Raw genomic sequence first — 15,111 nt, forward strand, 5'->3', positions numbered from 1 at the left:
TTCTCCACGGTGGGGACAGTAAATCCGACCTAGCCTAGCCTGGTAGTTCGGCAGAACGTGGTCGCCACCGCCGAAGGGCGGCTCGGTGCGTACAGCTGGATGGTGTTTACTTCCCGCCATGTCCGCCGGGTCCCTACTCACGGTCCTGCCCGTCGCCACGATGATCGCCCTGGCGTACGCCGTCAGACCTGTCGAATCGACAGCCGTGGCACCGTGGCGTCTGGCGGTGGTCCGGGCGGCGCTGATCACCGGCGGGTACGCGGTGGTCGTGGTGGAGCTGTTCGGCGCGCTCGGCGTCCTCACCCGGCCGGCGTTCACCGCCGCCTGGCTGCTGCTGCTCGCCGCTGCCGCGACCGCCGCCTGGCGCCGCCACCACCGCGACCTCGCCACCCGGTCCGACGCTGCGGGCGGCCCGGGTGAAGATCGCGGCGTCGCCGGGCGACCGGGTCGGTCCGACGCCGCGGGCGGCGCGGGTGAGGACCGCGGCGTCGCCGGGCGGCCGGGCAGGTCGGGCGCTGCGGGCCTGGTCGGCCGGTTGCGGACCTTCTGGGGTACGACCGGAGTCGGCGACCGGCTGCTGGCCGGCACGGTCGGCGTGCTGATCCTGGTCGAGCTGCTCATCGCCCTGCTCGCCGAGCCGAACAACTTCGACTCCCAGACCTACCATCTGCCGAAGGTGGAGCACTGGGTGGCCCAGGGCACCCTGGAGTTCTGGCCGACGGCGATCCACCGGCAGGTGACCATCCCGCCAGGTGCCGAGTACCTGCTCCTGCACCTGCGGCTCTTCACCGGCTCCGACGTGCTGCACAACCTCGTCCAGTGGGCCGCCGGGGTGCTCTGCGTACTGGTGGTCGCCCGGATCACCGCGCAGCTCGGCGGCGGCCGGCGGGCCCAGTTGCTCTCCGCGTTCGTCCTGGCCACCACGCCGATGATCGCCCTACAGGCCACCAGTACGCAGACCGACCTGGTCGTCGCCGCCTGGGTCGCCTGCGTGGCCACCCTGGTCCTGGACGGGCTGCACCGCCGCAGCGGCCCCGCCACGGTGCTCGCCCTCGGGGCGGCGACCGGGTTGACCGCGGTGACCAAGACCAGCGGGCTGATCGGCGTGGGACCGCTGCTGCTGCTCTGGGGCCTCGCCCAACTCCGCCTGGCGTACACCGCCACCCGCCCCACCACCGACCACACCGGCCGAGCCCAACCCCAGTTGGCGTACGCCGCCAGCCCCGGCCGAGACCTGACCACGACCGGCCCAAGCCGGGCGACCGCCGTTCAGGGTGGGGCCGACCCCGGCGGCCTGACCACGACCGACGCAAGCCGGACGGCGGCCGCTCGGGGCGGGACCGACACCGGCCGGGACCTGACCACGACCGACGGGAGCCGGGCGGGAGCCGACGGGGAGCGGGGCTCGGCCGACGGGGGCCGGACCGGAACCGACGGAAGCCGGGCGTCGGCCGCTCGGGGCGGGGCCGCGAGCGGTGGGGGACGGGGGCGGCAGGTCGCGGTCACCGTACTCGGGTCGGTGTCGATTCTGCTGGTCGCCGCGTTGCTGGTCGGCCCGTTCCTGGTCCGGGTGACCGCCGAGTTCGGGCATCCGCTCGGGCCGCCGCGCCTACGCGAGTCGATCCCGATGGAACGGCACGATCCGCCGGCGATCCTGGTCAACGCGCTCCGGATCGGGCACACCGCGCTGGACACCCCGTTGACCCCGCTGGGCCGGGCCGCCGCGTCGGCGATCGTCGCCGGGGCCGAGGCGATCGGCGTCGACCCGCAGGACCGGGCGATCACCTTTGGGCGGGAGAACTTCCCCGAGCCGTCCTGGTACCCCGACGAGGACCGGGTGGCGTTCCCGCTGGCCGGCTCGCTGGTGCTGATCGCCGCGGTACTGGCCCTGGCCCGGCCGGCCCGGATCAGCCCGACGGCTCCCGGCTCGGTACGGGCGTACGCGACGGTTGTCCTGGTCACCCTCCTGCTGCACACCTCGATGATCAAGTGGCAGCCGTGGGGGAACCGGCTGCTGGTCTACGCCCTGACGTTCGGCGTACCCCTGGCCGGTCTCTGGCTGGCCACGCTCCTGCGCCGCAGGTACGACGACACCAGTGCCGGTGCCGGCCGGGACAGCGCCGCTGCCGGCAGCGGTGATGGCGGCGGCAGTGCCGGCGGCGGTGATGGCGGCGGCGGTGCCGGCCGCGGCGGTGGGCGGCGGTCGGTGGCCGCCGGGTTGGTCGTCACCGTGCTGGCCACCTCGGCGTTGGCCGGGGTGCTCGCCCTGTCGTACGGCTTCCCGCGTCGCCTGGTCGGGGCCGGTTCGGTCTTCACCACCTCCGAGTGGGACACCCGGTTCCTGCGTCGGCCACAGTGGGCCGACGAGTTCCGCTGGGCCGCCGACGCGGTGCGCGCCGACGGTGCCCGCCGGATCGGTCTGGTGCAGCAGAACGACAACTGGGAGTACCCGTGGTGGCTGCTGCTGCGCGACGCCGACGGCGGATCACCCGAGTTGGTGGCCCTGCAGTCGGTGCTGCCCAAGCGTCCGCCGGCCGATCCGGCGTCGGTGGACGCGATCGTCTGCACGGGTACCCGGTCGGTCTGTGCCGACTTGGTGCCGGAGGGCTGGCAGGTGCGGTGGCGCGGCTACGTCGGCTACGCACTACCTCCCACCCGCTGACCAGCCTCGCACCACCAGCGCTCGCCGGCTCCCGCCACCGAAGTCCGCCGGCACATGCTCACGCCCGCCGGCCGCCCACGTGCTGACACCCGCCGACCGGCACGCGCTCACTCCCGTGGGCCGGCACATGCTGACTCCCGCCGACCGGCACGTGCTGGCCGCCGACCGGCACGTGCTGACGCCCGTCGGCCGGCACGTGTTGGCCGCTGCCCAGCCGGCGATGGTGAGAGGGGTACCCCGCTCTACCAAATGCGTTAACAGGGGGCCCTTCCTTACCGGCTGGGGAGGGTTACGGTGAAGGCGGCGCCGCCTTCGGGGGCGTGGCCGGCGGTGATGTCGCCGCCGAGGCGGCGGACCAGGCCGGCGGCCAGGGCCAGCCCGAGGCCGCTGCCCACCTTGCGTACCCCTCGGTAGCGTCGGTGCAGCTCACCCCGTTCGAAGGCCACCGCCAGGTCGTCCTCGGTGAAGCCGGGTCCGCCGTCGCGTACCTCGATGACGCCGCCGTCGGTCGCGGACGCCCCGGCCGCAGAGCCGTCGGTCGCGGACGCCCCGGCCGGACGGACCGCGACCACCACCGGGGCTCCCGGCGGGACCACCCGCAAGGCGTTCTCCAGCAGGCCGTCCACCACCTGCCGGATCCGGCCCGGATCGGTGTACGCGGACACGACACCGACCGGTCCGTCCTCGGCCGACAGCCCCTCGGCCGGTGGCGGCAGGTCGATCCGCAGGGGTACGCCGGCCGCCGCGTACCGGTCGGCCCAGTTCCGGCCGATGTCGGCGACCAGGCCGGCCAGGTCGACCGGTACCGGTTCCAGCGGGAAGTCGGCGGCCTCCAGCCGGGCCAGCGCCAACAGGTCGCTGACCAGCCGGTCCAGGTGCCGGGCCTCGGCCAGCATGGTGCGGCCGGTCGCCGGCACCGCCGCGCCGTCGATCACCCCGTCGGCGAGCGCCTCGGCGTAGCCGCGCAGTGCGGTCAGCGGGGTACGCAGCTCGTGCGACACCGAGAGCAGGAACTCCCGTTGCCGTCCCTCGCTGGTGGCCAGCGCGGCGGCCAGCCCGTTGAGCGCGTACGCCAACTCGGCGACCTCCTCGGGCGGCTCGGGCGACAGCCGGACGGTACGGTCACCGGCACCCAGCCGGGCGGCGGCGGTGGCCGCCTCACGGATCGGCCGGGCCAGCCGGCGGGCGAGCAGCAGTCCGGCGGCCACCCCGGCGGCGAGTCCGGCGAGCAGCGGTAGCCAGAGGCCGCCCGCCATCCGTCGCCACACCCCGGGGCTGGTCGGCCGGGTGAGCACCACGGCGTCGCCGCCGGGCAGGGCGCGCCCTTCGACGAACGACCGTTCGCCGGCGACCAGCCGTCGGCCGGAGACGTCGTGCCCGGCGGCGAGCCGGCTGACGACCTGCCGGGACAGCCCCGGCCGGTCCGCGCGGCCAGCCTCGATCAGGTGGACGGTGACGTCCTGTTCGGCGAGTTGGTCGACCAGTCGTCGACCGGCGGCGTCGGGTGGTCGGGTCCGCAGCACGTCGACGGCGAGCCGGGCCTGGTCGGCCAGCGCCTCCTGGTCGCGCCGTTCCGCGCCGCGTACCGCCACCGGTGCCGCGACCAGCGCGGTGACCAGCACCGACACCAACGCCACCGCGCAGCTGACCAGGACCGCGCGGGTGGTCAGCGTACGGGTGAACCGGCCGGACCGGCGGGGCGTCGCGGCTGCGGGCGGGTCAGCCATCGGCGGCGTACCCGACGCCCCGGTGGGTCCGGATCACGCTGGTCGGCCCGAGTTTGGCGCGTACCTGTGCGACGTGCACGTCGACGGTGCGGGTGCCGGCGTGTGCGGCGTACCCCCAGACGGCGGCAAGCAGTTCCTCCCGGGTGAAGACCCGTCCGGGCCGGGACATCAGGTGGGCGAGCAGGTCGAACTCGGTGGAGGTGAGCTGCACCGGGATGCCCGCCGAGGTCACCGTCCGGCGGGCCGGGTCGAGGGTCACCCCGCCGACCACCCGGGGACGGTCCACGCCGTCGGGCCCACCGGCGGTCCGCCGCAGCACCGCCCGGATCCGGGCGACGAGTTCGCGGGGGCTGAACGGCTTGGTCACGTAGTCGTCGGCACCCAACTCCAGGCCGACGATCCGGTCCACCTCGTCGTCGCGGGCGGTCAGGAACACGACCGGGGTCCAGTCGCCGGCCTCCCGCAGCCGCCGGCAGACCTCCGTACCGGCCAGGCCGGGCAGGGCGATGTCCAGCACACAGGCCACCGGACGCAGCCGCCGGGCGGCGGCCAGTCCGGCGGCACCGTCACGTTCCAGGTGTACGCCGTAGCCATCCCGGCTCAGGTAGAGCCGTACCAGGTCGGCGATGGCCGGCTCGTCCTCGACGACCAGGACGAGCCCGCGGTGCGGCGTGTCGACGGTCACCGGCTCATGATTACCGACCGGTGCCGGCGGTGGTCCCCGGCACGTGTTCGAATCCGGTAAGGACGCTCAGCCGGCCACGGCGGCATCCGGCCGGGCCGGGGTGCCGGGTGGTTGGAGCCGGAAGGCCTGACCGAAGAGGGCGTCTAGGTGCCACAGCTGCTTCGGGTGGTGGGCCGGGATGACGAACCGCTCGCGGATCCCGTCGATCGCGGTGACGGCCAGCTCGATCGCGGGCGACCTCGGATCGGCGTGCCAGTTGACGTTGCTCAGATCCCGCAACTCGCTGTTGAGGTGCAGCCGCAGCCGGTGCAGCACCCGGCTCTGCTGGATGACGACCAGCCGGTGGTGGGTCAACAGGAGCAGGTGGTCGGCGGCGACGGGGCGGTCCGGGCGACTGCACCGGGCCACCAGGATGGTGGCGTCGCCGGAGCCGACGCAGCGGCGGAAAATCGACATGTGTCGACTGACGGTCTGCACCGCCAGGCCGGCCTCGGCGGCGGCCGGGAGGAACGTTCGGGAGAACACATCCATGCAGGTGACAACGACGGCACCAGTCAATGTGATGTGGGACACGGCCAACTTTGTGAAAGTTCCACGCCGAGGCCGTGGTCAGAGCGGCTCCGGCTCGAAGAGTTCGGCGAGCCAACCGGGGACGGCGTCGGCGTACTCCCCCCGGGCCGGGTCGTCGGTGCGCAGGGCCCGCCGCCAGGACAGCGCCCGGCCCACCTTGGCCGTGGTCACCGCCAGCCCGGCCGCCTTCAGCAGGGTCCGCCGGTCGTACCGGTCCGACCAGATCTCCAGGTACGCGTCGCGCAGCCGGCCCAGCGCCGGATCACCCGCCGACAACCCGAAGCGGTACGCCGCCGAACGGAGCGTCACCAACAGGCTGCCGAACGGGTGACCCACCGAGGCGTCCCCCCAGTCGAAGAAGCGGTACCCGTCGACCGTGGCGAAGACGTTGGCATCATGCAGGTCGTCGTGCTGCACCGTGGCGGGCGGCCCGATCCCGGCCAGCCGCTCACACACCCGGGCGAACTCCGGCCGGTACCCGCGCAACCGCTGGTACGCCTCAGCGGTCGGCCCGCCAGGCGAGTCGAGCAGCAACGCCGCCCGGTCCTCCAGCAGGTCGGCGAAGAGCTGCGGCAACACCTGCGGCCGGTGGTCCGGCACCCCGAGCGCCACCAGCTCGTCGACCTGCCGGCCGGACTCACGTTGGAGCACCGCGTACCGGGTCAGGGCCGCCTCCCACCGGCCCAACCCATGCCCACCAGCCCTGCCACCGTTCGGGCCGGCCGGTTCACCGGTCACGGACTGCGGAGCCGCCCCCGCCGCCGCCGGCTGCGCCCCCGACTCGGCCGGTTCATCGGTCGCGGACTGCGCAGGCTCGCCTGCCGGGCGGTCCCGTTCGGTGCTCTCCCGCAGGGTCTCGCCACCGTCGGGCAGGAGCAGCCAACCCCGGTCTGGCCGGACCGCGAGCGGGGTGAGCACCGCGTCAGGATCCAGTCGGCTCAGCGCATCGACCAGGCCCGCCTCGTACCGGGTGCCGATGCTGTTGGCCTTGAACCAGACCGGCCCGCTCCCGGTCGGCACCCGCCACACCAGCGACCAGGGCCGTACCCGGGGTTCGACCTCGCCGGTGATCCGCCGGCCGGTCCGGGCCAACTGCTCGGCGATCCAGCCCCTGGCCGCACGCTGCCACACCGGGTCCGACCAACCCGCCTCGCGCGGCACCTCCGACACCCCAACGGACGGTTGCGCCGACACGACAGACGACTGCGGCTGCGACACGGCAGGCGACTGCGGCTGGGGTTGCGGCTGCGACACGGCAGACAGCTGCGGCTGCGGCGCGCCGGACGACTCCCGCGACACGGCAGACGGTTGCAGCGGCACGGCATGAGGCTGCGGCACGGTCACGGTGCGGAGCCTAGATCAGCGATGCCGACATCAGGGGGCATTAGCTCGGTCATGATCGACTCGGTTGGGTCGATATGGCGGTGTCAATCTGCCTCGGACCCCGCAACATCAGCCCAACCGAGTCGATCATGACCGCTCGGCCCCGAAACCCGCCCGACCCGAAGGCCCAACCGCCCAGACCCGAAACCCGCCCGACCCGAAAGCCCAACCGCCCAGACCCAAGAACCCACCCGACCCGAAAGCCCGACCGCCCAGACCCGAAACCCGCCCGACCCGAAAGCCCAACCGCCCAGACCCAAAAGCCCACCCGACCCGAAAGCCTGACCGCCGAGACCCGAAACCCGCCCGGCCCAGAAGCCTGCCGTCGCAAAGGCCCGCTCGGGCCGAGAGCCCGCCCGCTCGGCGCGGAGGCCGGCTCGGTCGCCGGGGTCAGAGAAGTTCGACGACGGTGGCGTTGGCCATGCCGCCGCCCTCGCACATCGTCTGCAGGCCGTACCGGATTCCGTTGTCCCGCATGTGCCCCAGCATGGTGGTCATGATCCGGGCACCGGAGGCGCCGAGCGGATGGCCGAGGGCGATCGCGCCGCCGCGCGGGTTCAGCCGCTCCGGGTCCGCCTCGGTCTCGGCCAACCAGGCAAGCGGTACCGGGGCGAAGGCCTCGTTCACCTCGTACACCCCGATCTCCTCGATGCCCAGCCCCGCGCGGCGCAGCGCCTTCGCGGTGGCCGGGATGGGGGCGGTGAGCATGGTGACCGGGTCGTCGGCGGCGACCACGGCGGTGTGGATCCGGGCCAGCGGGCGCAGCCCGTGCCGGCTGGCCCACTCGCTGGTGGTCACGGCGAGCGCCGCCGCCCCGTCGGAGATCTGCGACGCGGACCCGGCGGTGACCACGCCGTCGGCGCGGAACGGGGTCTTCAGCTCGCCCAGTCTGGCCAGCGTGGTGTCCCGGCGGATGCCCTCGTCGGCGGTGACCGTGCCGCCGTCGGCCAGCGGCACCGGGGCCAGCTCCGCATCGAACGCTCCGGCGTCCTGCGCCGCCGCCGCCCGGACGTGGCTGGCCAGGGCGAATTCGTCAAGCTGGGTACGGGAGAAGCGCCACCGCGCGGCGATCAGCTCCGCCCCGACGCCCTGGTTGAACGGCAGCGGCTGGTCGTCGGCGAAGCCCTCGACACCCCGGTACCGGTCGCGGAGCTGATCGCTGAAGGGCAGGCCGTCGGCGACACTGGAGCCCATCGGCACCCGGGTCATCGACTCGACCCCGCCGGCCACCACCAGATCGGCCTGACCGGCGACGACCGTGGCGGCGGCGAAGTGCAGCGCCTGCTGGCTGGAGCCACACTGCCGGTCGAGCGTGGTGCCGGGCACCGATTCGGGCCAGCCGGCGGCGAGGACCGCGTTGCGGGCGACGTTCCAGGACTGCTCGCCGACCTGGGACACGCAGCCCCAGACCACGTCGTCGACCTGTGCCGGGTCGATGCCGGTCCGCTCGGCCAGCGCCCGCAGCACGTGCGCGGACAGGTCGACCGGGTGGACGTCGGCCAGCCCGCCCTTGCGCCGCCCGACCGGGGTACGTACCGCGCCGACGATGACCGCGTCACTCATGTTTACTCCCGGGTAACCTGAGCCGACCCCGATCCTACGTCGCCCGGCCAGCCCCTCCCAGCACCGGACGCCGCCGCCCAGCCTCGCCCAGCGGCCGGCTGGCATGCTGGACGGGTGCAGCCATCGACGTTCCCCACCCGGCAGTGGCGGGTCCCGCCGACGGTGCCGGTGATCAAGTTCGCCCTGGCGGCCGGTCTGGTCCTGCTCGGTCTGCTCCTGGACAACGGTGACCAGGTCGGGTTGGCCCTGGCCGGTCTGATCGCCGCCGGGTTGGCCGGCTGGGCGCTGCGTGACCTGGTGGCTCCGGTCCGGCTGGCCATGGACGCCGACGGTCTGGTGGTCCGGGTCGGGTACGCCGGCCGCCGCCGGTTGCCCTGGTCGGCGATCGAGCAGATCGACCTGGATCGGCACTCCCGGCGCGGGCTCACCACCGAACTGCTGGAGATCGACGCCGGGGAGTCGCTGTATCTCTTCGGGCGCTACGACCTGAACGCCCCACCCGCCGAGGTGGCCGACGAACTGCGCGCCGCCTGGCCCCACCCCGACCAGCCCCACCCCGGCGACACACCCGCCTGACCGCACCGACACTGTCGTGTCAAGTGGTCGCGGCGGGACGGGCTCAGCTGAGCAGGGTGACCGTGCGGACGACCGCGGCGGCGAGCAGGGCGATCACGATGGCGGCGGTGCCGACGGTCTGCACCAGGGTGCGGTTGGACCGTGGGGCGTACGCCATCACCAGGGCCAGCAGCGCGCCGGTGACCAGGCCACCGAGGTGGCCGGCGATGGAGATGCCCGGCACGGTGAAGGTGAAGATCAGATTGATCACCAGGATCGGCAGGATCGCCGAGGTGTCCCGGCCCAGCCGTCGCATGATCACGAAGATGGCGGCGAAGAGGCCGAAGATCGCGGTGGAGGCACCGGCGGTGGCCTGGTTCGGCGCGCTGAACAGGTACGCGGCCACGTTGCCACCGAGCCCGGCGACCAGGTAGAGCGCCAGGAACCGGGCCGGACCGAGCACCGCCTCCAGGGAGCCGCCGAGCACCCAGAGCGCCCACATGTTCAGCAGCAGGTGCAGCACGCCGTAGTGCAGGAACATCGCGGTCAGCAGGCGGTACCAGTCGCCCTGGGCGATGCCGCCGATGGTGCCGTCGGCGAAGACGGCCTGGCCGAGCACGGCACCCCAGTTGGTGAGCGGGGTGCTGCCGCCCATCAGGCCACCGAAGCCGGAGCCGCCGAAGGCCGCGTCCCCGCCGCGCGCCGAGGCGATGGAGACCAGCATCATCAGCACGTTCAGCGCGATGAGCGTCTTGGTGACGTAGCCGTGCTGGCCGGCGAGCCCGCCACCGAAGGCGGTGCGCGCCGGCCGTACGCTACGACGACCTTCCTGAACGCAGTCCGGGCACTGGTGCCCGACGGCGGCGTCCCGCATGCAGTCCGGGCAGATCGGCCGATCACACCGGGCGCACCGGACGTACGTCTCCCGACCGGGGTGCCGGTAACAGACCGGGGTGGTCGGCGGGGACTCGCTCACCGGGCCCGTCCTGGGCAGCGCTCAGTCATGCGAGCAAAGGTACCTCGCAAACCGGCTCAGGCCGGGTTGCCCTCGATGGTGACGCGCTCGATGACCACGTCCTGCAGCGGCCGGTCGCTCGGGCCGGTCGGGGTGTTGGCGATGGTGTCGACGACCTTCACCGAGTCCTCGTCGGCGACCCGGCCGAAGATGGTGTGCCGGTTGTTCAGGTGCGGCGTCGGCGCGACGGTGATGAAGAACTGCGAGCCGTTGGTGCCGGGGCCGGCGTTCGCCATGGCCAGCAGGTACGGCTGGTCGAAGCGCAGCTCGGGGTGAAACTCGTCACCGAACTTGTAGCCCGGACCGCCCCGGCCGGTGCCGGTCGGGTCACCCATCTGCACCATGAAGCCGCTGATGACGCGGTGCGAGATGGTGCCGTCGTAGAACGGCCCGTTGCCCGGCTGGCCGGTCCGCGGGTCGGTGTACTCCTTGTTTCCCTGGGCCAGGTCGACGAAGTTGCGGACGGTCTTCGGCGCGTGGTTCGGGTAGAGCTCCAGCCGGATCGGGCCAGCGTTGGTGTGCAAGGTGGCGTAGACAGCCTCGGCCACGGGTACTCCTCAGTCGTTGGTCAGTTCCATGCGGATCCTCCCATGTGCCCGATGTGGCAGTGCGGAGGCATCCGTTGGTGGAGGATGACGGAGGAACTACTCCCAGGAGGTGGGACCGTGTTTGGAATCGGGCGGCGGAAGTCCCAAGGGCAGCTGGCCAGGGCCGAGCTGAACCAGAGTGTCGGTCACCTGAAGCAGGCGGCCACGTACGCCGCCAGGGGTGCCGGCGCGACGGTCGGTCCCCGGGTCGAGGCGGCCCGGGGCTACGTGGCGCCGGCGGCGGTGAAGGTGCGTGACGGTGCCGCGACCGGCTGGGGTGCGACGGTGACCACGCTGGCGCCGCTGGCGGTGGCGGCGCGCAGTGGTGCGCTGGAGGCCACCTCGGCGTCGAAGAAGGCGGGCCGTAAGGCCGGCGTGGCGACGAAGAAGGCGAAGGCGAAGAACGTGCGCCTGGCCCAGCAGAAGCTCGGCCGCCGCAGGCCGGCCCGTCGGCGTGGCGCGATGCTGACCGGGCTGCTGGCCGCCGGTGCGGTGGCCGGGGTGGCCGGGGCGTTGGCCATGCGCCGCCGCCGGGAGCAGCTGGAGTGGGCCGAGTACGACCCGACCGAGAGCCTGGAGCCGATGCGCGACGAGGTCGAGACCATCGAGGTACGCACCAGTGGCGCGCCGGTGCCGAGCGCCCCGCTGGCCGAGGCGTCGCGGATCGACTCGACGGTGACCGGCGCGTCGACCACGTCGAGCAACTCCCCGGTGGCCGGCGGCCCGACCGGTGCGGGCAGCTCGGCGGTGGCGGGCGACAACAGCGCCTCCACCACCCAGCCGGGCCGGCAGCCGGTGGTGCACCCGACGGACCAGGTGCCGTCGGTGGCCGAGGGTGCCCGGGACGTCACCGGGCGTCCGGCCGACGACATCAGCAAGGCGGTCGAGGCCGGCAAGGCCCGCAACTGACTGTCCCCCTCCTGTCCGGTCGGGTCACCGCGACAGGCGGCCCCGACCGCACCAGCCGCCCGCGGCGCGTGGACGTGACGACGTCCGCGCGCCGCGGGCGTACCCGTGGTGGGGGTGTGGTGTCGGGCGGGCCGGACCGCGTCAGGGGGGTGAGGGCGATCCGGCCCACCCGACACCGGTGGGGGCGGGGGTGATGCTCACCACGCCACCCACCGGCACGGATGCCCAGGCAGACCGGGTGACCGTGCCCACAACGTGAATGGCGCTCGCGACATTGTGGGCAGAGGACCACCTGGTTGGGGACCCCTGAGGGTCACCATCCGATAACTTTCTTCCGGCCGCGCACCTCGGCGACCGCTGCGGCGAGCCGCCGTACCCCTTCTTCGATCTTGTCGGCGGTGACCGCCGAGAAGGCCAGCCGCAGCGCGTGCCGGCCGCCCTCCTGGACGAAGTCGCTGCCCTTGACCACGGCGACGCCACGCTCGGCGGCGGCCGGCGCGAGCGCGTCCACCTCGACGTCCTCGGGCAGCTCCACCCAGAGGAAGTAGCCGCCGTCGGGCTCGACGAACGAGGCGTCCGGGATGTGCCGGCGCAGCGACTCGGCAAGCACCCGGGCCCGCTCACCGAGGGCGGTGGAGACGGTGGCGATCGAGCGGTCGATGTCACCGGAGACGCAGAACTGGTGCACGATCGCCTCGGAGACCATGCCGGGCGAGATGTACAGGTTGGTCGCCCGCTTGGCGATGTCGGCGATCAGGTCGGCCGGCCCGACCAGGTAGCCGACGCGGACGCCGGGGCAGACCGTCTTGGTGAAGCTGGAGGCGTGCACCACCACACCCCGGGTGTCCAGGGAGAGCATCGACGGCAGCGCCTCGCCCCGGAACCGGATGTCGGCGTACGGGTCGTCCTCGAAGATGGTGAAGCCGTACTCCGCGGCCAGGTCGAGCAGCTCCCGGCGCTTCTCCAGCGACAGGGTCACCCCGGCCGGGTTCTGGTAGTTCGGGATGACGTGCGCCAGCTTCGGACGGACCCCGGACTCCAGCAGCTTGCGCAGCTCGGCGGTGTCCAGCCCGTCCGGGGCGACGGTCACCGCGTGCACCTCGCTGCCGAGTTGCTGCAGGTTGAGCAGGGTGCGGTCGTACGTCGGGCGCTCGACGACCACGGCGTCACCGGGGCGTACCAGGTGGTCGAAGAGGAACGCGTCGGCCTGCAACGAGCCGTTGGTGACCAGCACCTGCTCGGCTGCGACGCCGTGCTTGTCGGCGATCCACTTCCGCAGGGGCGGGTACCCGACTGAGGTGCCGTACGCGGTGATCCCGGCGGGGTCGGTGTCGAAGGCGCGGACGGCGGCGGCCTTGAGGCCCTCGACGTCGACGATGTCCAGCGAGGGAGCGCCACGGGCGAAGGAGATCAGCTGCTCGGCGGTCATGGTTCCAGAGCGTACGGCCGGCCCTGGGCTGCGCGTCGACGGCACGGCGATGTCCGCATCCTGAGCCACCGGACGGGTGACCCGCCCCGGCCGCTCGGCCGGACGGACCGGACCGGGAGGGCGGACCGGGCCGGACCGCAGGGTCAGGCCGCGAGGCTGAGCGGCTCGTGCGCCAGCCCCCGGGACAGCCCGCTCACCCGCACCCCCAGGGCCAGGTAGAACTGCCCCCAGTCGAAGTAGGACCGCCAGGCTGCGATCTTGCCCCGGCGGACCCGGACCACGTCCACCACGTCCCAGCTCAGCGTGCGGCCGGTCGGGGCGATGGTGCCCAGCGGAGTGTGCAGCACCCCGGTGTGGGTGCCGGTGAGCCGCTGCTCCAGCGCCATCCCGCCGGCTGTCTCCACCCGCCCGGTCAGCTCGACCCGCAGGTCGGGAAAGGCCCCGGTCCAGGTACGCATCAACGCCGGCAGCTCGATCGGGCGTACCGTGACCCCGGGCATGCTGTAGAAGGCGTCGTCGGCGTAGAGGTCGGGCAGGCGGGCCACGTCCCGCCGCAGGACCATCGCGTACTGCTGACCGGCGAGTCGTTCCGCGTGGCTCATGACGCCCTCCCCTACGGGCCACGGCCCGTCCGCGCCCACCCACATCCCTACCCGTCGATCCACGGCTCACACCTGTTTTGGCTGATCAAAGCCGTATTGCCCGACGGTGTCCCGGACTCCGACCGAAAGCGACCATCGCCTAACCGGCGGCCGGCTCGCTAGGGTCGAGAGGTGTCCACCGAGCCTCTACGCTGCGTCGGCGCGCTGATCGTCGACGACGACGGCCGCATCTTCTTCCAGCGGCGGTCCCCGCAGCGACGCCTCTTCCCCAACACCTGGGACGTCGTCGGCGGCCATCTGGAGCCGGGCGAGGAGGTCCACGACGCGATGCGGCGCGAGGTGACCGAGGAGACCGGGTGGACCGTGTCGCACGTGCTCGGCCCGGTCGGCGTCTACCGGTACACCGGTAACGACGGGCTGGACCGGGTGGAGAGCGACTTCCTGATCCGGGTCGACGGTGACCTCGACCGACCCCGGCTGGAGGTGGGCAAACACACTGAGTTCCGCTGGCTGACCGAGGACGAGCTGGCCGTGCTCGACGAGGACCGCGAGGTCAACGACGGGCTGATGCGGCGGATCGCCGAGGACGCCTTCGCCGCCCTCCGCTCGATCGGTCGGTGAGCGACGCGGTCGAGCTGGCGTCGCACCGGTTCGCGGGGCTGGTCGCCCCGACCATCGACCGGGTTGTCGTCGCCGGCATCCTCGCCGGCCGCGACGGCGGCGGCGCCGAGCTGAGCCAACGGTACGGCGGCCCGCTGGCCACCGGTTTCCTCGTCGAGTTCCGCACCCGGCTCGCCGCACCCGGCGGGACGGTCAGCGCGGCGGGCTTCGCCGGGGTGACCCGCCACCGCGACCCCGCCACCTGCACCCGGATGCTGGACAAGCACGTGGCGCACGGCATGCTGCACCGCCGGGCCGACGGCGCGTTCTCCGCCACCGAACGCGGTGCCGCCTTCCTCACCGAGATCTACCAGGTGCACGCCGAGGTCACCGAGGAACTCTGGGCCGGCCACGACGAACGGGTGGACCGGCTGGTCACCACGCTGGGCCGGCTGCTGGCGTACGCCCTGGTGGCGGTGGAGGAGGAGACCGGCCCGAGCGAGGCGTTCACCGCCGTGGCCCCGCCGTACGAGCCGGACGGCACCGCGCCGGGCGTGCTGCTGCTCAACCGGCTCGGCGCGCTGCGGTACCACCGGGCGGACGCGCACGCGGCGGCCTGGACGGCGGCGGGACACACCGCGCAGAGCGTCGAGGCGTTGCCGGCCGGCCCGGAGCAGCGGGCGATAGCGCTGGAGACCGACCGCCGGGCCGCCGCCCCGTACACCGTGCTGACCGCCGAGGAGCGGCTGGCGATGCTTGCCGACCTGGCCGCCCTGCCCGGCTGAGCCGGTTGGCCCGAGGGGTGGGGGGCGGCAGCGCTATCC

Annotated in this window: 14 protein-coding genes; 5 read left to right on the forward strand and 9 right to left on the reverse strand. The window is 73.3% G+C overall.

The annotated features are described in order from the left end of the window. Positions 1 to 118 precede the first annotated feature (118 nt). Positions 119 to 2,662 carry a collagen-like triple helix repeat-containing protein gene (locus GA0070617_RS31925; protein ID WP_229688268.1) on the forward strand — a complete coding sequence of 848 codons (2,544 nt, stop codon included), beginning with the start codon at positions 119 to 121 and terminating at the stop codon, positions 2,660 to 2,662. A gap of 272 nt (positions 2,663 to 2,934) precedes the next feature. Here the strand turns inward: GA0070617_RS31925 and GA0070617_RS29250 are convergent, their stop codons facing one another. The 5 genes from GA0070617_RS29250 to GA0070617_RS29270 form a co-directional block, all read right to left on the reverse strand. Next, the gene (locus tag GA0070617_RS29250; protein ID WP_091445585.1) at positions 2,935 to 4,389 is read right to left on the reverse strand and encodes a sensor histidine kinase; all 1,455 of its coding nucleotides are present in this window, start codon (positions 4,387 to 4,389) and stop codon (positions 2,935 to 2,937) included. Next, positions 4,382 to 5,074 (reverse strand): response regulator transcription factor, encoded by a 693-nt coding sequence (locus GA0070617_RS29255; RefSeq protein ID WP_091445587.1) that lies wholly within the window; start codon positions 5,072 to 5,074, stop codon positions 4,382 to 4,384. Before GA0070617_RS29255 ends, GA0070617_RS29250 begins: the two co-directional genes overlap by 8 nt. Positions 5,075 to 5,140: 66 nt before the next feature. Continuing rightward, complete coding sequence (locus tag GA0070617_RS29260; protein ID WP_091445589.1) at positions 5,141 to 5,605, reverse strand: hypothetical protein; 465 nt, start codon at positions 5,603 to 5,605, stop codon at positions 5,141 to 5,143. A gap of 78 nt (positions 5,606 to 5,683) precedes the next feature. After that, a complete protein-coding gene (locus tag GA0070617_RS29265; RefSeq protein WP_244891693.1) occupies positions 5,684 to 6,805 on the reverse strand; it encodes a phosphotransferase in 1,122 nt (373 codons plus the stop codon). 612 nt (positions 6,806 to 7,417) lie between these two features. Continuing rightward, the gene (locus tag GA0070617_RS29270) at positions 7,418 to 8,590 is read right to left on the reverse strand and encodes a thiolase family protein (protein ID WP_091445593.1); all 1,173 of its coding nucleotides are present in this window, start codon (positions 8,588 to 8,590) and stop codon (positions 7,418 to 7,420) included. Between the two features lie 114 nt (positions 8,591 to 8,704). Between GA0070617_RS29270 and GA0070617_RS29275 the strand changes: the two genes are divergently transcribed. Continuing rightward, a complete protein-coding gene (locus GA0070617_RS29275; RefSeq protein ID WP_091445596.1) occupies positions 8,705 to 9,166 on the forward strand; it encodes a PH domain-containing protein in 462 nt (153 codons plus the stop codon). A 43-nt stretch (positions 9,167 to 9,209) separates the two neighbouring features. Here the strand turns inward: GA0070617_RS29275 and GA0070617_RS29280 are convergent, their stop codons facing one another. Beyond that, positions 9,210 to 10,121: a rhomboid family intramembrane serine protease gene (locus GA0070617_RS29280; RefSeq protein WP_091445599.1), complete on the reverse strand. Its 912-nt coding sequence runs from the start codon at positions 10,119 to 10,121 to the stop codon at positions 9,210 to 9,212. 56 nt (positions 10,122 to 10,177) lie between these two features. After that, the gene (locus tag GA0070617_RS29285; RefSeq protein WP_091445601.1) at positions 10,178 to 10,708 is read right to left on the reverse strand and encodes a peptidylprolyl isomerase; all 531 of its coding nucleotides are present in this window, start codon (positions 10,706 to 10,708) and stop codon (positions 10,178 to 10,180) included. Between the two features lie 84 nt (positions 10,709 to 10,792). Here GA0070617_RS29285 and GA0070617_RS29290 point away from each other — a divergent pair, with 84 nt between their 5' ends. Continuing rightward, a complete protein-coding gene (locus GA0070617_RS29290) occupies positions 10,793 to 11,656 on the forward strand; it encodes a hypothetical protein (protein ID WP_091445604.1) in 864 nt (287 codons plus the stop codon). A gap of 313 nt (positions 11,657 to 11,969) precedes the next feature. Here the strand turns inward: GA0070617_RS29290 and GA0070617_RS29295 are convergent, their stop codons facing one another. Continuing rightward, positions 11,970 to 13,085: an aminotransferase-like domain-containing protein gene (locus GA0070617_RS29295; protein ID WP_091445606.1), complete on the reverse strand. Its 1,116-nt coding sequence runs from the start codon at positions 13,083 to 13,085 to the stop codon at positions 11,970 to 11,972. 143 nt (positions 13,086 to 13,228) lie between these two features. Beyond that, positions 13,229 to 13,687, reverse strand: coding sequence for an ester cyclase (locus GA0070617_RS29300; RefSeq protein ID WP_091445608.1), 459 nt, complete (start codon positions 13,685 to 13,687; stop codon positions 13,229 to 13,231). 171 nt (positions 13,688 to 13,858) lie between these two features. On the opposite strand from GA0070617_RS29300, the gene GA0070617_RS29305 reads away from it, so the two are divergent. Both GA0070617_RS29305 and GA0070617_RS29310 read left to right on the forward strand, forming a co-directional pair. Further along, positions 13,859 to 14,308 carry an NUDIX domain-containing protein gene (locus tag GA0070617_RS29305; RefSeq protein ID WP_091445610.1) on the forward strand — a complete coding sequence of 150 codons (450 nt, stop codon included), beginning with the start codon at positions 13,859 to 13,861 and terminating at the stop codon, positions 14,306 to 14,308. Further along, positions 14,305 to 15,072 carry a helix-turn-helix domain-containing protein gene (locus GA0070617_RS29310; RefSeq protein ID WP_091445612.1) on the forward strand — a complete coding sequence of 256 codons (768 nt, stop codon included), beginning with the start codon at positions 14,305 to 14,307 and terminating at the stop codon, positions 15,070 to 15,072. The genes GA0070617_RS29305 and GA0070617_RS29310 overlap by 4 nt, the downstream gene beginning before the upstream one ends. The last annotated feature ends 39 nt before the right edge of the window (positions 15,073 to 15,111 follow it).

The organism is Micromonospora yangpuensis (assembly GCF_900091615.1).
In the GTDB taxonomy this organism is placed as follows: domain Bacteria; phylum Actinomycetota; class Actinomycetes; order Mycobacteriales; family Micromonosporaceae; genus Micromonospora; species Micromonospora yangpuensis.

Coding starts and splice junctions, on each gene's coding strand:
- GA0070617_RS31925 (WP_229688268.1), top strand. CDS start 119: ATGTCCGCCGGGTCCCTACTCACGGTCCTGCCCGTCGCCACGATGATC.
- GA0070617_RS29250 (WP_091445585.1), bottom strand. CDS start 4,389: ATGGCTGACCCGCCCGCAGCCGCGACGCCCCGCCGGTCCGGCCGGTTC.
- GA0070617_RS29260 (WP_091445589.1), bottom strand. CDS start 5,605: ATGGATGTGTTCTCCCGAACGTTCCTCCCGGCCGCCGCCGAGGCCGGC.
- GA0070617_RS29270 (WP_091445593.1), bottom strand. CDS start 8,590: ATGAGTGACGCGGTCATCGTCGGCGCGGTACGTACCCCGGTCGGGCGG.
- GA0070617_RS29290 (WP_091445604.1), top strand. CDS start 10,793: ATGACGGAGGAACTACTCCCAGGAGGTGGGACCGTGTTTGGAATCGGG.
- GA0070617_RS29295 (WP_091445606.1), bottom strand. CDS start 13,085: ATGACCGCCGAGCAGCTGATCTCCTTCGCCCGTGGCGCTCCCTCGCTG.
- GA0070617_RS29300 (WP_091445608.1), bottom strand. CDS start 13,687: ATGAGCCACGCGGAACGACTCGCCGGTCAGCAGTACGCGATGGTCCTG.